Origin of the sequence: Stenotrophomonas lacuserhaii (genome assembly GCF_014836545.1) — a bacterium.
Classification (GTDB): domain Bacteria; phylum Pseudomonadota; class Gammaproteobacteria; order Xanthomonadales; family Xanthomonadaceae; genus Stenotrophomonas; species Stenotrophomonas lacuserhaii.
In genome coordinates, this window is the sequence record NZ_JACSQS010000025.1 from 1 (window position 1) to 14,732 (window position 14,732).

A 14,732-nucleotide genomic window follows, 5' to 3' on the forward strand; every position below is an offset into this window, starting at 1 on the left:
CGTGCCGGGGCCCGGGGGGGGGGGGTCATGCAGGACCGTCTGTTCGCATGGATGCGAACAGCGAGCCTCCATGGATGGATTCACGGCGTGTCCTGCATGACCCACCCACCCGGCGCCAAACCAGCCAACCCAAACCAGGCAACCAACCACGAGGGGCTACGCCGCTCGCAGCAGCCTGGGCACCTGCAATACCGCGTGCGCCCATATCGCCCCCCACACTGCCACCCGCACCGGCAGGCTGCGCTGCCGCGCTTCGAAGCGCTGGAAATATCGCCACAGCCCACGATGCTTGTGCCATTCCACGAAGAATGGCCGCGAGCGGCTGGAGACGCCACGTACGTGCAGCACCTGCAGATCGTTGGCGATGGCCACCACGCCGCCGGCCTCACGCACGCGACGGCACAGGTCGAGGTCTTCAGCATGCAGCCGGTAGCCGGCGTCCCAACCGCCAATGCGTTCGAACAGCACGCGCGGCATCAGCATCACCGCACCGGAAATCGCCGGCACGCGCTGCATCGCCACGCTGGGATCACGTGCGATGGCCAGCTTCGACCCGCTCCCGGGCGAGCGCAGCATGGCCAGGAAGTCAGGGTCGCGACGGCGCACCGCATCGTCGGCACGGCCGTTCTCATCGACCTGCTCCACGCCCAGCAGGCAGTCGCCCAGCGCCTGCGCGCGCTCGCACAGCAGGGCCAGGGTCTCCGCTTCCACCATCACGTCAGGGTTGATGAAGGCCAGCCACGGGCTGCTGGAATCGCCGGCGCCCTGGTTGTTGGCGGCAGCGAAACCGGGGTTGTCCGGGTTGGCGATGAAGCGCACGCGCGGGTCATGGCTGGCATGCCGCTGCAGGATATCCACCGTGTCGTCGATCGATCCGTTGTCCACCACGCGGATCTCGGCGATGCCGCGCGCGTCGCGCAGGCGCTGCAGGCAGTCCTCGATGGTCGTGCTGCTCTGGTAGGTGACGACGACGGCGACGATGGCGGGGTTCAAACGGGCGGCTCCTGCGGCGGCGGGGCGACGCCGAACAGATCGCCCTGCGCCTTCGGCATTATCGCGCGCTGGTAGCGAAGCTGCAGGTCCTCGCGTGCGGCATGCAGCGGATCGTGCATCAGGAAATCGGCCAGCCGCGGCGTCCACGCCGGCCAGCGACTGGCCAGCGCTTCCAGGTCCCCCGGGGCGTGGCCACCCTCGTCAGCGCGGGCGACGAAGGCGGTCTCGCACAGCACGTTGCGCCACCCCAGTCCGGCCATGCGCAATCCCAGGTCGATCAGCGCCGCGCTCCAGCCGCCGTAACTGTCCGCGTCCAGTCCGCCCGCACGTTGCCGCGCCGTGCCCCGCACCAGCACCGCATGGGTCACCGCCGAGGGCAGTTCCGGATACCTGGGCGGCATGTCGGCACATGCCTGGGACAGGGTTTCAAGCGCGTCGGGCATGGCATTGACCTCTCCCATCCGTGGCCATGCAACGGTCTCGCCGGCGTTGCACCACGGCGTCGCCGTGGCGATCGAGGCATCCCGTGCGAAGCAGGCCTGCAGCTGGTCCAGCCAGCCCGGTCCCGGCACGCTGTCCGGCGCCAGCACTGCCACGTCCAGCCCCGCGCAGGCGCGCAGCATCTCATCCAGATGGGCCACTTCACCCAACGGCCGCGCACGCCGCGTGTACTCGGCCTGCAGCGGCGTGTGGGCCAGCCAGTGTTCTACTACGGCCTGCGCACGCGGACCGGCCTGTGCGTCATCGGCCAACCATACGGCGGTACCAGGCGGCGTGCCTGCATCCAGGGCCGCCAGGCAGCGGTCCAACGCCGAGTCGTCCACGCCCAACGGCAACAACACGATCGCCCCCATCCCGCCTCCGCTGGTGGATGCACGGCGGGCGGTTGCCACGGCCATGTGCGGCCAGCGTAGCAAGCAAGACGGCCGCAGTGCGACCGTCCTTGTCGTGACTTACTTCGCGCGCGGGGTGTTGATCGGCTCCATCGCCCGGAAGCGGCGGCTGTATTCGTCGGTCAGGTCGCGCGATTCCTGGCCGTTGCGGACGATGGTCGGGGTCAACAGCACGATGACTTCCGAGCGCCCGCTGTTGCGCCCCTTGCTGCCGAACAGCGCGCCAAGCACCGGAATACGACTGAGGCCGGGGATGCCGCTGCTGCTGTCGATGCCGGAGTCGGTGGTCAGTCCGGCGAGCATGATCGTATCGCCGCTCTGCACCGCCGCTTCGGTGGCCAGCTTGCGCGTGGAGATGCGCGGATTGCAGCCGCCGCTGGCCTGGTCGCAGTTGCTGGCGACCGCCTCGGCGTTGCTCACCTCCTGCACGATATCCAGGAACACCGTGCCATCACGGGTCACCCGTGGCCGCACCTTCAGGATCACGCCGGTATCGATGTACTGCACCTGGCCGTAGGTCCCACCGCCCACGCCGCTGTTGAACGAGGTGCTGGTGATCGGCACCCGCTCACCCACGTTGAGGGTCGCTTCGGCGTTGTTGCGGACGAAGATGGAGGGCGTCTGCAGCAGCCGGACGTCGGACACCTTGTCCAGTGCGCTGACCACCGCGGCGGCATTGCGCCCGAGGAAGGTCCAGCCCAGTCCGCTGCCGCCGGTGACCGCACCGGAGAAGGTCCCCCAGATGTCGCGGCCTGCCGCATTGGGCAGCGTGGCCCCGCCCACCGCGCCGGTATACCCGGCGCCCTGCACGGCGTTCTCGAAGTACCAGTTCACGCCATAGCTCAACTCACCGGTCAGCCTGACCTCGGCGACCTGGGCTTCGATATGCACCTGCATCGGCATCACGTCCAGCTTTTCCACCACCTCGCGGATGGATCGCCAGGCCTGCGGCGTGGAGCGCACCAGCAGGGTGTTGGTTTCTTCCACGGCGGACACGCCGACCGTGTCACCTGCGATCTCCAGGGTGACGCTGGCGTTGCCTGACTGGCGCTGCGGCAGGTTCATCGAAGAACCACCCTGGCCGGCGCCGCTGCCGGAGGTACCCAGCGCACTGCTGTCCAGTCCGGCGTCCTGCGCGCGGCTGTCGCCCCCGTCGATCCGCGAGCTGGTGCCACCCGGTGCCAGCGAGGCGCCGCTGTCGCCTCCACGACCGCTGCCGCTGCTGCCGAAGGCCTCCGCCAGCCGTTCGGCAAGATCGCGCGCCTTGACGTAACGCAGTTCGTAGGAGAACAGCCGCGGCGCACCACCGGCGGTATCGATGCGATCCAGCCACTGCTGGATCTGGTCCAGGTAGCGCACCTGCGGGGTGATCACCAGCACGGCATTGGCATTTTCCAGCGGCAGGAAGCGCAGCATCCCCGCGCTGGGGGTCTCGCTGTCCTTGCCGAAGATCTTTTCCAGATCGGCCGAGACCTGTTCGGCCTTTCCGGAACTGATCGGGAACACGCCCACCGACATGCCGGACAACCAGTCGACGTCGAAGATCTGCACGGTGTGCAGGTAGTTTTCCAGTTCCTGCCGCGTGCCGCCCAGGGTGATGACGTTGCGTCCGCTGTCAACATTCACGATCGCGTTGGGCCGCGCGTAGGGCTCCAGCACTTTCTTCATCTCCGTGGCGGAGATGTACTGCAGCGGTATCACGCGCACTTCGAATCCACGTGCATTGGCCGCTGGCGCGGTGCTCGGCGCCACCGTACCGGCAAGCGCCTGGTCGGCGGCGACGATGTTGTAGCGGCCACCGCTGTAGACCATGCGGGCGTTGTTCCAGCCCAGCACCATCTCCAGCAGGTTGAGCGCCTGCGCGCCGGACACCGGCTTGGGCGTGGCCAGCGTCACCGTGCCCTGCACGCCAGGCGCGATGACGTAGTTCTGTCCCAGCAGATCGCCCAGGATGGCCTTGACCACCGCATGCAGCGACTCGCCTTCGAAATTGAACGTGGCATCGCCGTTGCTGGCCTGCGCCAGCGCAGGTGACCGCGCCGCTGCGGCACTACGGTTGATCATCGTGCCGGTGCCGCGGCGGATCACGGCCTTGGGCGCGCCCTGCTCTTCCGTCTCGAGGGTCTCGGTCGGGGTGCTGATGCTGGTGTCGAAACGCGCCTTGCGCTGCACGTCCGGCGTGGGCACCGTCGTGCAACCGACCAGCAGGGCGAGGGCGAAAGAGCAGCTGGGGAAACGCAGGTTCATGCTTTCACTCTAAGGGTTGGCAGCGCCGCCGGGGGGCGGCGTCGACTGGCGTTGCTGTTGCTGCTGCTGAAGTTGCTCGCGGCGGGCACGGATGCGTTCGCGGATGGCGCGCATCTGCTCTTCGCTGGGCCCTTGGTGGGCAGGCGCTTCATTGGCGGCAGGCGTGGGCGCAGCAGCTGCAGGAACCACCGCCGGGCTCGGCTGCCCTGCGCGCGCCGCAGCGGCGGCGGGGGGCGGCACGGGGATGCCCGGCCGTGCCGCGCCGGCGGGGGCTCGCGGATCGCGTAGCTGGGTGGGTGGTTGCCCGCCCTGGCCATCGAACACCGCCAGTTCCAGCACCTGCGCACCGTCGGGGCCAAGTACGGTCGCGCGGCGCGGCTCAAGCGCCAGCAGCTGCCAGCCTTCGAGCGCCTCGCCATTGAGGCGCAGGCGCAGCGAACGGTTGTTGTCGCCGGACAGCGTGGCCATGCCGAAGCTGCCGCTGAGCAGTACGCCGGTCAAACGCAATGCACCACCGGGCGTGGCCTGCTGCTGCCCCCCCAGGCGGAACGGATGCGGCCGGCGGTCTTCGGCGAATACCGGACGCTCGGTGATGGCGCTGTAACTGGACGGTGCGGCCATCGGATCAGCCGCAGCATCGGGAAGTGTCGGCAGGCGGGGCGCCGCCACCTCGCTGTTGTCTTCGCCACGGATGCGGGTACCCGCACCGAGCACCGTGGCCAACCAGCCCGCCGCCGCCAGCAGGGCAAGCCCCAGCAGGATCGCGCCGCGCAGGCTGAAGCGCTCACTCTGCATCGGTCTGCTCCACGTCGGCAGGGGGGCTGCCGGCAGCATCGACCTCGTCGGTGGCCGGCGCGGGCGCCATCTCCGTTGCCGCCGCTGCCGCTTCTTCGTCTCCCACAGAGCCAGGGGCCGCGCCGGCATCAGCGATTCCCGGCTGCAGATAACCGATCAGCTCGAAGGACACGTCAAGGCCGGTACCGGCTTCCTCGGTGGACTGCTGGAAGCGCTGTGCAAGCATGTTGAGGTTTTCCACGAACAGGCGTGGCGCCCCGGTTTCCAGCGCGTGCAGCACGCTGGCCGTTTCATCCACGCCACAGCGCAACCTGACCTGCAAGGCGACCCGGACATAGCTGGCCTCGGTACGGTTGTCCGGCATCGGCGTGCGATTGCTGACCACGCAGCCGCGGTTGCCCGGGCTGGCCGACAGCACCGCGTCCTGGACGCGCGAGGACAATGCCGCCGCCGCGGCCTCGGCGGTGGCTTCGGGCAGGAAGCCAGGACGCTCACGCAGCGCCTGCTGCACCTGCTGCAGGCGCGCGCTCACCTCCGGTCGCTGGTCGATCTGTACCTGCACGCGGTGCTGGCGTTCCTGCAGTGCGACGATCTCCTGGTCGATCGCGCGCCAGGGCACGGTAAAGAAGGGGTGGACCAGAAGCAGGTAGGCCAGCGCCAGCACGGCGAGCAGCAGCGCCAGTGCCAGCCAGCGGTCACGGGGCGTCGTTTGCACCGGCATCGGCCGCTCCCTTCTTCGCCATGGCGGCGGCAGCGTTGGCCGAAGCACGCAGCTCGGCGGTCAAGGTGAAGCGGTCACGTCCGCCTGCGGTTCCATCGGCCTGCAGCACGCCGGTCAGGTTCACCCGCTGCCACAGCGCTGACTGCTGCAGCAGCGGCACCAGCTGGTTGGCCTCGCGGCTCAGCCCGATCAACTGCAGTTGCTGGTTCTCCACGCCGATCTTCTCAAGGAAGCTGCCATCGGGCAGCTTCCGACTCAGTTCATTCCATACCGCCAGCATCGTCGGTCGCTTGTCGCGCTCCTGGTCAAGGAAGCGTGCCCCATCCACCAGCGCCTGCAGGCGCGCGCGTTCATCGGCCACGCCACGTGCGTTGCGCGCACTGCGCTCGACCTCCGCTCGCAGCGTATCGGCGGCCTGCTCGCGGTTATGCAGCAATTGGCTGCCCGCCAGCAGCAACATCACCAGCGCGGCCACCGCCAGCAGCAGCTCCAGCCGCAGCTGGGGATTGCGCATGTGTCGGCGCAACGGAGGCGGCAGCAGGTTCACCTTCAACGGTTCACCAGCGCGATCCATCACGTCGATGCCACTGACTGCATCGGCCCAGCTGCCCACGTCCTGCTGCCACTGCTCAAGGCGCACGCGTGGCAGGACCACCAGCTCGACATCCAGCTGGCCGGCGCCGGCATCACCCAACAGGCGTACGTCGTGGCTCACCTGGTCGGCGGTGAATGGGGTCTGCCGATCGATTTCGAAGCCCATCACGTCCAGCAGGCGACCCGCTGCAGCAGCCGGAACCCGCAGCGTGCGGCGCAGCACCTGGCCGCCATCCAACAGCCAGTAACGCGGCAGGCGCTGCAGGCGCGGCGGCAGTGCGGTGGCCAGCGCGGCGGCCTGGCACGGCCATGGCAGCGTGGCCACCGCCAGCCGCTGGGTGCCGATCTCACGTTCCAGGTGCAACTGGTCATCCTGTTGCCGCAGCAGCAGCCGCGCTGGCGCCCAGCCCAGCGCCCACTGCCAGCGGGCCGGCAACCAGGCCAGCAGTGAAGTCCGCCACCAGTGCAGGAAATGGCTGGCTCGCGGCGCTACCTGCGCCGTTACCTGCCTGAATCCTTGCTGCCACGCTGTCATTGCGATGCCATTCCCTGTTCCCATTCAAGCACTGTGTAAGCCCGCCCCATCGCCACGCTCTGGGCATTGCGCACCACGGCCCGGCTGCTGGCGATGCGACCCCGGTCATCCGTGACCCGACAGTCGATACTATAGGTGCCACTGCCGGTGGCAATAGAGGCGGGACGCGACGGATCGTCGGCGCCGCTCCATTCCTGCTCCCGCTGGGCCAGCACCAGGGCGGCATCCAGGCCCAGCGCGGTCAACACCGGGCCGCGCGCGAAGCGTCCGTCCGGGCGTGACTGGCGGCTGTGCAGGGTCAACATCGGGCGCATCTGGCGGTACAGCGACGGGCTGATTCCCAGCACCCGCTGCAGCTCGCCAAGGGTCTCGAAGCGGGCGTTGCGCGGGCCGTACGGCAGGCCGGCGGCGACATAGTCGCCCAGTTCGGCGCCGCCTCCTGCGGGGCTGAGGTCATCGGCGTCGCGCCAGTCGATGATCGCACCGGCCAGCTGCGTTGCCTGCTGCGGGTCGACCTGCAGCGCGCGCAGGAAGCCCTCGAGCAAGGCGGCGTCGGCCAGGTTCAGGTTGATCTTGCCGCCTTCGTCTTCAATCCGGATATCCACCTTCGCACCGTCGAACTGCCAACGATACGGCCGTCCATCGGGCTGCCAAGGGGGGCGCGCGGAATCGGCGCGCAGCCGGGACATGGCATACGCCACCCCCGCACGGCCGATTTCCTGCGCACGACCGGTGTCGTCCTGCACCCGCTGCTGCAGTTGCTCGATACGCGCTGACAAGGCGAAGGCGCCGACCAGCGCGGTCAGCAAGGCAATCAGCCACAGCACCAGCACCAGTGCCGCACCGCGCTGGGGACGGGCTTGCACGGCGGTCATCGCGCCTGCTCCTGGCCGCCGTTTTCCAGCGCCACGCGCAGCTCCGGCCACGCCGGTCCGCGCAGCGGCTGCACCTGCACGGAAACCAGCAACGGCGGACGGCGCGTATCCGGCCACGCGTCCACCCAGTCGCTCAATCCGCCACTGGTTTCGTCGCGGCCGCGGTAGCGCAGCGTCACCTGGCGCAGGCCATCGGCCAGCGGCTCCGGCGCGCGCGGGGGACGCTCCTGGATCTGCACGCCGTCCTGCACCATCACCAGCCCCAGCTGCAGCCGCACGCCCTGCCCGCTGCGCACCACCTGCAGGTCATGCACGTAGGATCCACCGCGCCCGAGGTAGCCCGGGACCTCGGAAACAAAGCGCAGGCGCTGCGCTTCACCAATGAAATAGAGCGGTTCCCGCGCAGGATCGGCTGGCTCGATGCGACTGCGCAGCGCCTGGCTCAACTGCCGTCGCAACAGACCTTGCACCGCACGCATGCGCTCGTTGTCAGCCGCCACTGCCTCGCCACGCTGGCTGATGGTCATTGCCGAACGCACGGTGACAAAGGCCAACGCGAGCCCGGCGGCCAGCAGCGCGGTGGCCAGCAATACTTCGATCAGGGTGAAGCCTGACGCGCGATGATTCATGGGCTTGCCTCCAGCATCGGCGGCAACAGGCGCAGCGTGCGCCAGCGCAGTTCACCGGCGCGCGGCTGGGTCCAGCGCACCTGCAGTTCAAGCTCCACCAGGCGCGGGCCGGCCGATGCCTGCGCCTGTGTGGGCGGCACGGGCGTATCACGGGCTTCCACGTAGGGACGTACCTGCAATTGCCATTGGTAACGGCCCTGCTCCCAGCGACCCTGCTGCTGGCCTTCGCGAAGCGGCGACTCGATGCCCACGCTGGTCAGCAGGGACTGTGCGTGCAGCACCGCGCGGGTGCGCACATCGGCCTGCCCGACCTGTCGCGCGGCGCCGGACAGGGTACCCAGCAGCAAAGTCAACGCGATGGCAAGCAGCGCGAACGCCACCAGTACTTCGAGCAGGGTGAAACCGCCCACGCGGCGACGTACCCGCATTGCGTACCGGGCGCGTGTCACGGGGGTGCATCCGGAGCGGAGCGTACTTCGCCGGTCAGCCATCCCACGTCGATGCGCCACCGGGCGTCTCCTCGCTTCAGCACGATCCGGCCACCACTGGAGCCGCCATCGGGGTGGAACTCGATCGCGCCGCGCCCTGCGCCCGGCTGAAGCTGCGCGGCCCCCTCGAAGCTCACCTGCAACGATTCGGGCAGGCTGCCGCTGCGTCCGCCCGCTCCTTCCCAGCGGCGCGCACGCGGCTCGATGACGAAGCGCTGCACGGAACCACGCGCGATGGCTTCGGCGCGGGTCAGGCGCAGCTGGCTGGCCAGCTCCTTGCCGGCATTGCGCAGCTGGGCGCCGGACATGCCACGCGCGAACATGCCGCCGGTGACCAGCCCGACCAGTGCGATCAGCGCGATGACCAGCAGCATTTCCAGCAGCGACATGCCGCCCACGCGCGGGTGGCACGCGGGCATCGGCTGCAGGTGAAGGCGGCTCAGCCCCGGCATGTGCGGGCCCTTCGCTGCATCACTGTTCGTAGCGGATGTCCGCATCGAAACTGGTGCCACCCGGCTTGCCATCCTTTCCCAGGCTGATCAGGTCATAGTCCTGGCTCTCGCCGGGGGCACGGTAATCCAGCGGCCGGCCCCATGGATCGTCCAGGTCCGATGCTTTCGCGTAGGGGCCCATCCATCCGTTCACGCCACTGGGCGCGGTGACCAGTTCATCCAGTTTGCCAGGCAGGCGATTGGTGTCCAGGCGGTAGTTGTCGATCTTGCTGGCAACGGTCTGCACCTGGGCCTTGGCCAGGTTCGCCTTGCCGCGGTCGGCACCGCCCAGCACGCGGCTGGCCACCAGGGTGAGCACCGCGCCGATCAGCACGATGACGATGATGATCTCCAGCAGGCTCATGCCGGACTGGCGGCGAGCGGAGGTAAAAGCTTTCAGGGGACGGTGTCGCATCGTCAGGGGTTCCTTTCCACGGGGAAAACAGGGTCAGCCAATGGCATTGGTCAGGTCGTACATCGGTACCAGCACGGCGATGATCACCAGCCCCACCACCGAGGCCAGCACCAGGGTGATCGCCGGCACCATCGCCGACAACATGCGGTCGATGCTGCGTGCGGTTTCCTGCTCGAAGGTGTCGGCGGTCTTCAGCAGCATGGTATCCAGTGCACCGGATTCCTCGCCGACCTGGATCATCTGCAACGCCAGGCGGGGGAAGCGCTTGCCACGTGCCAGCGCGGCGGAAAGGCCGTTGCCGTTCTTGACTTCATCGGCGGCCAGGTCGATGTCGGCGGCCAGCGCGCGGTTGCCCAGCACGTTGCGCGCGATGCCCAGCGCCGCCAGCAATGGCACGCCATTGCGCAGCAGGGTGCCCAGGGTGCGGGCCAGCCGCGCGGTCTCCAGTTTGCCGAGCAGGCCACCGATACCCTTGCGCTGCAGCAGCCAGCCATCCAGCGCCAGCCGGAACGCGGGCTGCCGCGCCTTGCGTTCCCCCAACCAGGCCAGCAGCGCCGGCACCACGATGAAGAAGATCCAGCCATCACGCACCAGCAGGCCCAGCTGCAGCACCAGCTGGGTGAACCACGGCAGGGTGACATCCAGGCTTTCGTACATCTGCGCGAACTGCGGCACTACGTAGCCGAGCAGGAACAGCAGTGCCCCGCCGACCACCACCAGCAGGATCGCCGGGTAGATCAGTGCATTGACCACCCTGCCCTGCAGCGCGCGGCTGCGTTCCAGGTAATCGGCCAGCCGCTGCAGCGTGTCGTGCAGGCTGCCACCGGCTTCGCCGGCGCGCACCATGTTGATGTACAGGCGCGAGAACAGTCCGTGCTGACGCTCCAGCGCACTGGACAACGATGCGCCGCCACGCACGGTGTCGCGGATCTCGCTGACCACGCGCCGCGAGCGTTCGTCTTCGGGCAGGCTGAGCAGGATGGTCAGGGCGCGGTCCAGCGGTTGGCCGGCACCTAGCAGCGTGGACAACTGCTGGGTGAACTGCAGCAGCGCGGCACCCTGGAACGGGCGCTGCTTGAACAGGCCGCGCAGGCGCCCCGCCTCCAGGCCGCCTTCGCTGGCCAGGCGGGTTTCCATCGGCAGGTGGCCCTGCTCCTGCAGCCGGACCACCAGTTCGGCCTGGCTGGCCGCTTCCATCTGGCCATCCACAACTTCACCCTGCGCATCCAGTGCCTTGTATCGGAACACCGGCATGCTCAGCTTTCCTCGGTGGTGCGCAGGACTTCTTCCAGCGTGGTCTGGCCGGCCAGCGCCTTCAGCAGGCCATCTTCGTACATGGTGCGCATGCCGCCACTGCGGGCGATGCGTTCGATTTCACCCATGCCGTCGCGGCGCATCACCGCGCGCCGCAGTTCATCGTTCATGACCAGGAATTCGACGATCGTGGTGCGCCCCAGGTACCCGGTGGGCGCCAGCGCCGATGGCCGCGGACGATAGAGATGGATGGTGCCTTCCGGCTGCAGCCGACGCAGGTCGAAGCGTTCGATTTCCTCCGGCGAGGCCGGGTACCGTTCGGCATGGGTCGGCTCCAGCCGGCGCACCAGGCGCTGGGCCAGGATGCCGTTGATGGTGGAGGTCAACAGGTAGTCCTCCACGCCCATGTCCAGCAGGCGGGTGATGCCACCGGCCGCGTTGTTGGTGTGCAGCGTGGACAGCACGAGGTGGCCGGTGAGCGCGGACTGGATCGCGATGCGCGCGGTTTCCAGGTCGCGCATTTCGCCGATCATGATGATGTCCGGATCCTGGCGCACGATGCTGCGCAGCGCATTGGCGAAGTCCAGCCCGATCTGCGGCTTGGCCTGGATCTGGTTGATGCCTTCGATCTGGTACTCGACCGGATCTTCGACGGTGATGATCTTGACGTCGGCGGTATTGAGCTGGCTCAACGCCGTATACAACGTGGTGGTCTTGCCCGAACCGGTCGGCCCGGTGACCAGCAGGATGCCGTGCGGCTGATCGAGCACCTTGCGGAATGCCGGCAGGAATTCGTCGGTGAAGCCGAGGCGCTGGAAGTCGAACACCACGGTTTCGCGGTCCAGCAGGCGCATTACCACGCTTTCGCCATGCGCGGTAGGCACGGTGCTGACGCGCAGGTCCAGCTCCTTGCCCTGCACGCGCAGCATGATGCGGCCATCCTGCGGCAGGCGACGTTCTGCGATGTTCAGCCGCGCCATGATCTTGATGCGGCTGATCACCGCAGCGGTGAGGTTGGACGGCGGGCTTTCCCCGTCGATCAGCACGCCGTCGACGCGGTAGCGCACCTTCAGGCGCGTTTCGAAGGGTTCGACGTGGATGTCCGAGGCGCGCAGTTCCACCGCACGCTGGATGACCAGGTTCACCAGCCGGATCACCGGTGCTTCGGAGGCGAGGTCGCGCAGGTGCTCGATGTCATCCACCGCCGCCCCTTCGCCATCTGCGGTTTCAACGATCGCGCCCATGGCGCTGCGGCCCTGGCCGAACCAGCGCTCGATCTGGTCGTCGATCTCCGAACGCTGCCCGACCCGCGGGTGCACGTCCACGCCCATGGCCAGGCTGATGGCCTGGCAGGGATACGGATCATGCACGTCGGCCTGCCACAGCAGCAGGCCCTGTTCATCCAGCGAAACCGGACAGACGTGGAACTGTTTGAGGAAGCGCAGCGTCACCGGCAACGCATCGACCAGCGACGACGGGGGTGTTTCCGGCATCTGTCGCGCATCCAGCAACGGCACGCCGAGCACCTCGGCACTGACCTGCGCCTGGTCGCGTTCGGAAACCAGACCCAGGCGGACCAGCAGCGACAGCAGGCTGCCACCGGATTCGGCGTGCAGGGTGCGGGCGCGGACCAGATCGGCATCCTTCAGCCGTCCGCGCAGGAGCAGCGCGTCGATCAGCGACATTTCGATGGTGTCCACGTTGACCTGGTCGGCTACTGCGTTCACAAAGTGCCTCGCCTGCAATCGTCCAGACTTTAGCAGTTCGCCGTCGGTCACAGCCGTTCAGCGCGGGAAAATCTCGATTGCGTCAAATAAAAAAGGCCCGCCAGCAAGCTGGCGGGCCGTCTACATCAACGTGATGGCTTACTGCGTGGCGAGCAGCGAGACACCGGAGAACGCCGCGTCACCGGCCAGCTTCACGTAGTAGGTGCCAGCCACCGGCGCAGTGATGCGCACGGTTTCGGCATTGCCTGCACGGGTCGACTTGGCGGTGTACACCACGGTCGAGGTGCCGGTGTCCGCGCCCACGTGCAGCGACACATTGCCGGTGCCGCCGTAGGTGACGAAGCTGACCGGCTTGCCGGCCGTGGCGACGAAGCTGTACAGCTTCTCGCTGCCGCTGGCGCCGGCGATGCCGGCCACGGCCACCTTGTTGGTCAGCGGAGTGGCAGGCGGTGCGCAGTTTTCGGTGCACGGCTCCTTCAATGCTTCATCCAGGGCCGCCTTGGCATCGACGATGCCGGTTCCGATCGGCGTACCGGCCGGGATGGTGACCGGGAACGCGCGCGCGGTCTGCTTGAGCAGCGTCTCCATCTCTGCCGGGGTCAGCGGATCGCGATCCGCATCGGCCAGCGCGCCCTGTACCAGGGCGGCCACGCCGGCGACATGCGGTGATGCCATCGAGGTGCCGGCCATGCCCATGTAGCTGTAGGCACCGGAGGTCGGGGTGGTGGTGCCGTTGTAACCGGCCTGCCACACGTAGCCGCCCGGGTTGCCGTCGACACCGCCACCGCCGCCCGGGCCGGACAGGTCTACAACCGTACCGAAGTTGGAATAGGAGGCGATGCCGCCGGTGATGCGGCTCGCACCGACTGCGATCACGTTGCTGCAGCTGGCCGGGCGGAAGTTGGCCGCGTTGGAGGCCGAATTGCCGGCCGCGACCACCACGAGGGTGCCGCGCGAAACCGCGCCATTGATCGCGTCCTGGTACAGCGGATCACAGGCCGAGCCGCCACCCAGGCTCATGTTGATGATGTCGGCCGGGGTCGTATTGGCCGGAACGCCAGTGACGGTGCCGCCTGATGCCCAGGTGATCGCATCGGCGATGTCGGACAGGTAGCCACCGCACTTGCCCAGCACGCGCACCGGCAGCACGCTGGCCTTGTGCGCCACGCCGGCCATGCCGAGCGCGTTGTTGGTCGCTTCGGCGATGGTGCCTGCCACGTGCGTGCCGTGCCACGAGCTGTCTTCGGCCAGCGAGCCGTCGTAGCATTCGTTGTCGTTCTCGACCCAGTCGCCCATGTCCAGCGCACCGGGGACGCGTTCGTCGGTCGCACGACGCGACGTTTCCGCATCACTGATGAAATCGTAGCCGGGCAGCAGCGCGCCGCTGGCAAAGTCCGGGTGCTGCGGCAGGATGCCGGTGTCCAGCACCGCCACCACCACGCCTTCGCCGGCACCCACATCCCACGCAGCCGGTGCATTGATGCCACCGGTGGCGCTGTTCAGATGCCACTGGTACTGCGCGTAGTACGGATCGTTCGGCACCAGGGCCGGTGTTGCGTCAGCCTGTACGACGGCCCGCGCGCGCGCCGGGGTGCCGGCGTCGATGGCATACATGCGTGCGTCCGGCACGGCGTACTGTACGGCCGGGTCGGCGCGCAGTTCCGCCAGCACCTTGTCCAGGTCGGCACCGGCCAGGCGGGATTTCAGACGGATCAGGTCGGCTCCCACGCCGAGCCGGCGGGCGACCTGCGGACTGAACGCGGCAGCGCGGGCGCTGGCGGTCCCGCGGTTGCCGGACAACGTGGCACGCGACAGCGCACCATTGACGACCGCCACCTTGGCTGCGCTGCTGCTCGCCGCGCTGCTGCCGGCCTTGTACTTGACGATGATGCCGTTCGCCGCCTGCTGCTTCGCAGCGGGGACCTGCTGCGGCGCACTGACCTTCAGGTCGGCGGCCTGGGCCATGCCCGCGCCTGCGGTCAGCGACAGTACGGCGGCGGCGAGTACGTTGATGCGAAGGTTCTGCTTGTTGATCACGTCGAAATCCTCTTCTGGGTCGATGGTGGAACCAAACC

Annotated in this window: 14 protein-coding genes; all 14 read right to left on the reverse strand. The window is 68.2% G+C overall.

Going from position 1 to position 14,732, the window contains the following annotated elements; genetic code table 11:
- Nucleotides 1-156: 156 nt before the first annotated feature.
- On the reverse strand, nucleotides 157-993 hold the full coding sequence (locus tag H9654_RS16740) for a glycosyltransferase family 2 protein (protein WP_191771863.1): 837 nt from the start codon (nucleotides 991-993) through the stop codon (nucleotides 157-159).
- The gene (locus H9654_RS16745) at nucleotides 990-1,847 is read right to left on the reverse strand and encodes a glycosyltransferase family 2 protein (RefSeq protein ID WP_191771883.1); all 858 of its coding nucleotides are present in this window, start codon (nucleotides 1,845-1,847) and stop codon (nucleotides 990-992) included. Before H9654_RS16745 ends, H9654_RS16740 begins: the two co-directional genes overlap by 4 nt.
- 99 nt (nucleotides 1,848-1,946) lie before the next feature.
- Complete coding sequence (gene gspD, locus H9654_RS16750; RefSeq protein WP_191771864.1) at nucleotides 1,947-4,133, reverse strand: type II secretion system secretin GspD; 2,187 nt, start codon at nucleotides 4,131-4,133, stop codon at nucleotides 1,947-1,949.
- A gap of 9 nt (nucleotides 4,134-4,142) precedes the next feature.
- On the reverse strand, nucleotides 4,143-4,928 hold the full coding sequence (locus tag H9654_RS16755) for a general secretion pathway protein GspN (protein ID WP_191771865.1): 786 nt from the start codon (nucleotides 4,926-4,928) through the stop codon (nucleotides 4,143-4,145).
- On the reverse strand, nucleotides 4,918-5,649 hold the full coding sequence (gene gspM / locus H9654_RS16760) for a type II secretion system protein GspM (RefSeq protein ID WP_191771866.1): 732 nt from the start codon (nucleotides 5,647-5,649) through the stop codon (nucleotides 4,918-4,920). The genes H9654_RS16755 and gspM overlap by 11 nt, the downstream gene beginning before the upstream one ends.
- Nucleotides 5,624-6,778, reverse strand: a complete 1,155-nt coding sequence (locus H9654_RS16765; RefSeq protein WP_191771867.1) for a PilN domain-containing protein — start codon at nucleotides 6,776-6,778, stop codon at nucleotides 5,624-5,626. Before H9654_RS16765 ends, gspM begins: the two co-directional genes overlap by 26 nt.
- On the reverse strand, nucleotides 6,775-7,653 hold the full coding sequence (locus H9654_RS16770) for a type II secretion system minor pseudopilin (RefSeq protein WP_191771868.1): 879 nt from the start codon (nucleotides 7,651-7,653) through the stop codon (nucleotides 6,775-6,777). Before H9654_RS16770 ends, H9654_RS16765 begins: the two co-directional genes overlap by 4 nt.
- Nucleotides 7,650-8,282, reverse strand: a complete 633-nt coding sequence (locus H9654_RS16775) for a prepilin-type N-terminal cleavage/methylation domain-containing protein (RefSeq protein ID WP_191771869.1) — start codon at nucleotides 8,280-8,282, stop codon at nucleotides 7,650-7,652. Before H9654_RS16775 ends, H9654_RS16770 begins: the two co-directional genes overlap by 4 nt.
- A complete protein-coding gene (xpsI, locus tag H9654_RS16780) occupies nucleotides 8,279-8,710 on the reverse strand; it encodes a type II secretion system protein XpsI (RefSeq protein WP_191771884.1) in 432 nt (143 codons plus the stop codon). Before xpsI ends, H9654_RS16775 begins: the two co-directional genes overlap by 4 nt.
- Nucleotides 8,711-8,727: 17 nt before the next feature.
- A complete protein-coding gene (xpsH, locus tag H9654_RS16785; RefSeq protein WP_191771870.1) occupies nucleotides 8,728-9,222 on the reverse strand; it encodes a type II secretion system protein XpsH in 495 nt (164 codons plus the stop codon).
- 19 nt (nucleotides 9,223-9,241) lie between these two features.
- A complete protein-coding gene (gene gspG, locus H9654_RS16790) occupies nucleotides 9,242-9,676 on the reverse strand; it encodes a type II secretion system major pseudopilin GspG (RefSeq protein ID WP_223181789.1) in 435 nt (144 codons plus the stop codon).
- 33 nt (nucleotides 9,677-9,709) lie between these two features.
- Nucleotides 9,710-10,930 carry a type II secretion system protein XpsF gene (gene xpsF, locus H9654_RS16795; protein ID WP_182656999.1) on the reverse strand — a complete coding sequence of 407 codons (1,221 nt, stop codon included), beginning with the start codon at nucleotides 10,928-10,930 and terminating at the stop codon, nucleotides 9,710-9,712.
- A 2-nt stretch (nucleotides 10,931-10,932) separates the two neighbouring features.
- Complete coding sequence (gene gspE / locus H9654_RS16800) at nucleotides 10,933-12,657, reverse strand: type II secretion system ATPase GspE (protein WP_191771871.1); 1,725 nt, start codon at nucleotides 12,655-12,657, stop codon at nucleotides 10,933-10,935.
- Nucleotides 12,658-12,795: 138 nt separating this feature from the next.
- Nucleotides 12,796-14,694 carry a S8 family peptidase gene (locus tag H9654_RS16805; protein WP_191771872.1) on the reverse strand — a complete coding sequence of 633 codons (1,899 nt, stop codon included), beginning with the start codon at nucleotides 14,692-14,694 and terminating at the stop codon, nucleotides 12,796-12,798.
- Nucleotides 14,695-14,732 lie beyond the last annotated feature (38 nt).

Coding starts and splice junctions, on each gene's coding strand:
- H9654_RS16745 (WP_191771883.1), bottom strand. CDS start 1,847: ATGGGGGCGATCGTGTTGTTGCCGTTGGGCGTGGACGACTCGGCGTTG.
- gspD (WP_191771864.1), bottom strand. CDS start 4,133: ATGAACCTGCGTTTCCCCAGCTGCTCTTTCGCCCTCGCCCTGCTGGTC.
- H9654_RS16755 (WP_191771865.1), bottom strand. CDS start 4,928: ATGCAGAGTGAGCGCTTCAGCCTGCGCGGCGCGATCCTGCTGGGGCTT.
- gspM (WP_191771866.1), bottom strand. CDS start 5,649: ATGCCGGTGCAAACGACGCCCCGTGACCGCTGGCTGGCACTGGCGCTG.
- H9654_RS16765 (WP_191771867.1), bottom strand. CDS start 6,778: ATGACAGCGTGGCAGCAAGGATTCAGGCAGGTAACGGCGCAGGTAGCG.
- H9654_RS16770 (WP_191771868.1), bottom strand. CDS start 7,653: ATGACCGCCGTGCAAGCCCGTCCCCAGCGCGGTGCGGCACTGGTGCTG.
- H9654_RS16775 (WP_191771869.1), bottom strand. CDS start 8,282: ATGAATCATCGCGCGTCAGGCTTCACCCTGATCGAAGTATTGCTGGCC.
- xpsI (WP_191771884.1), bottom strand. CDS start 8,710: ATGCGGGTACGTCGCCGCGTGGGCGGTTTCACCCTGCTCGAAGTACTG.
- xpsH (WP_191771870.1), bottom strand. CDS start 9,222: ATGCCGGGGCTGAGCCGCCTTCACCTGCAGCCGATGCCCGCGTGCCAC.
- gspG (WP_223181789.1), bottom strand. CDS start 9,676: ATGCGACACCGTCCCCTGAAAGCTTTTACCTCCGCTCGCCGCCAGTCC.
- xpsF (WP_182656999.1), bottom strand. CDS start 10,930: ATGCCGGTGTTCCGATACAAGGCACTGGATGCGCAGGGTGAAGTTGTG.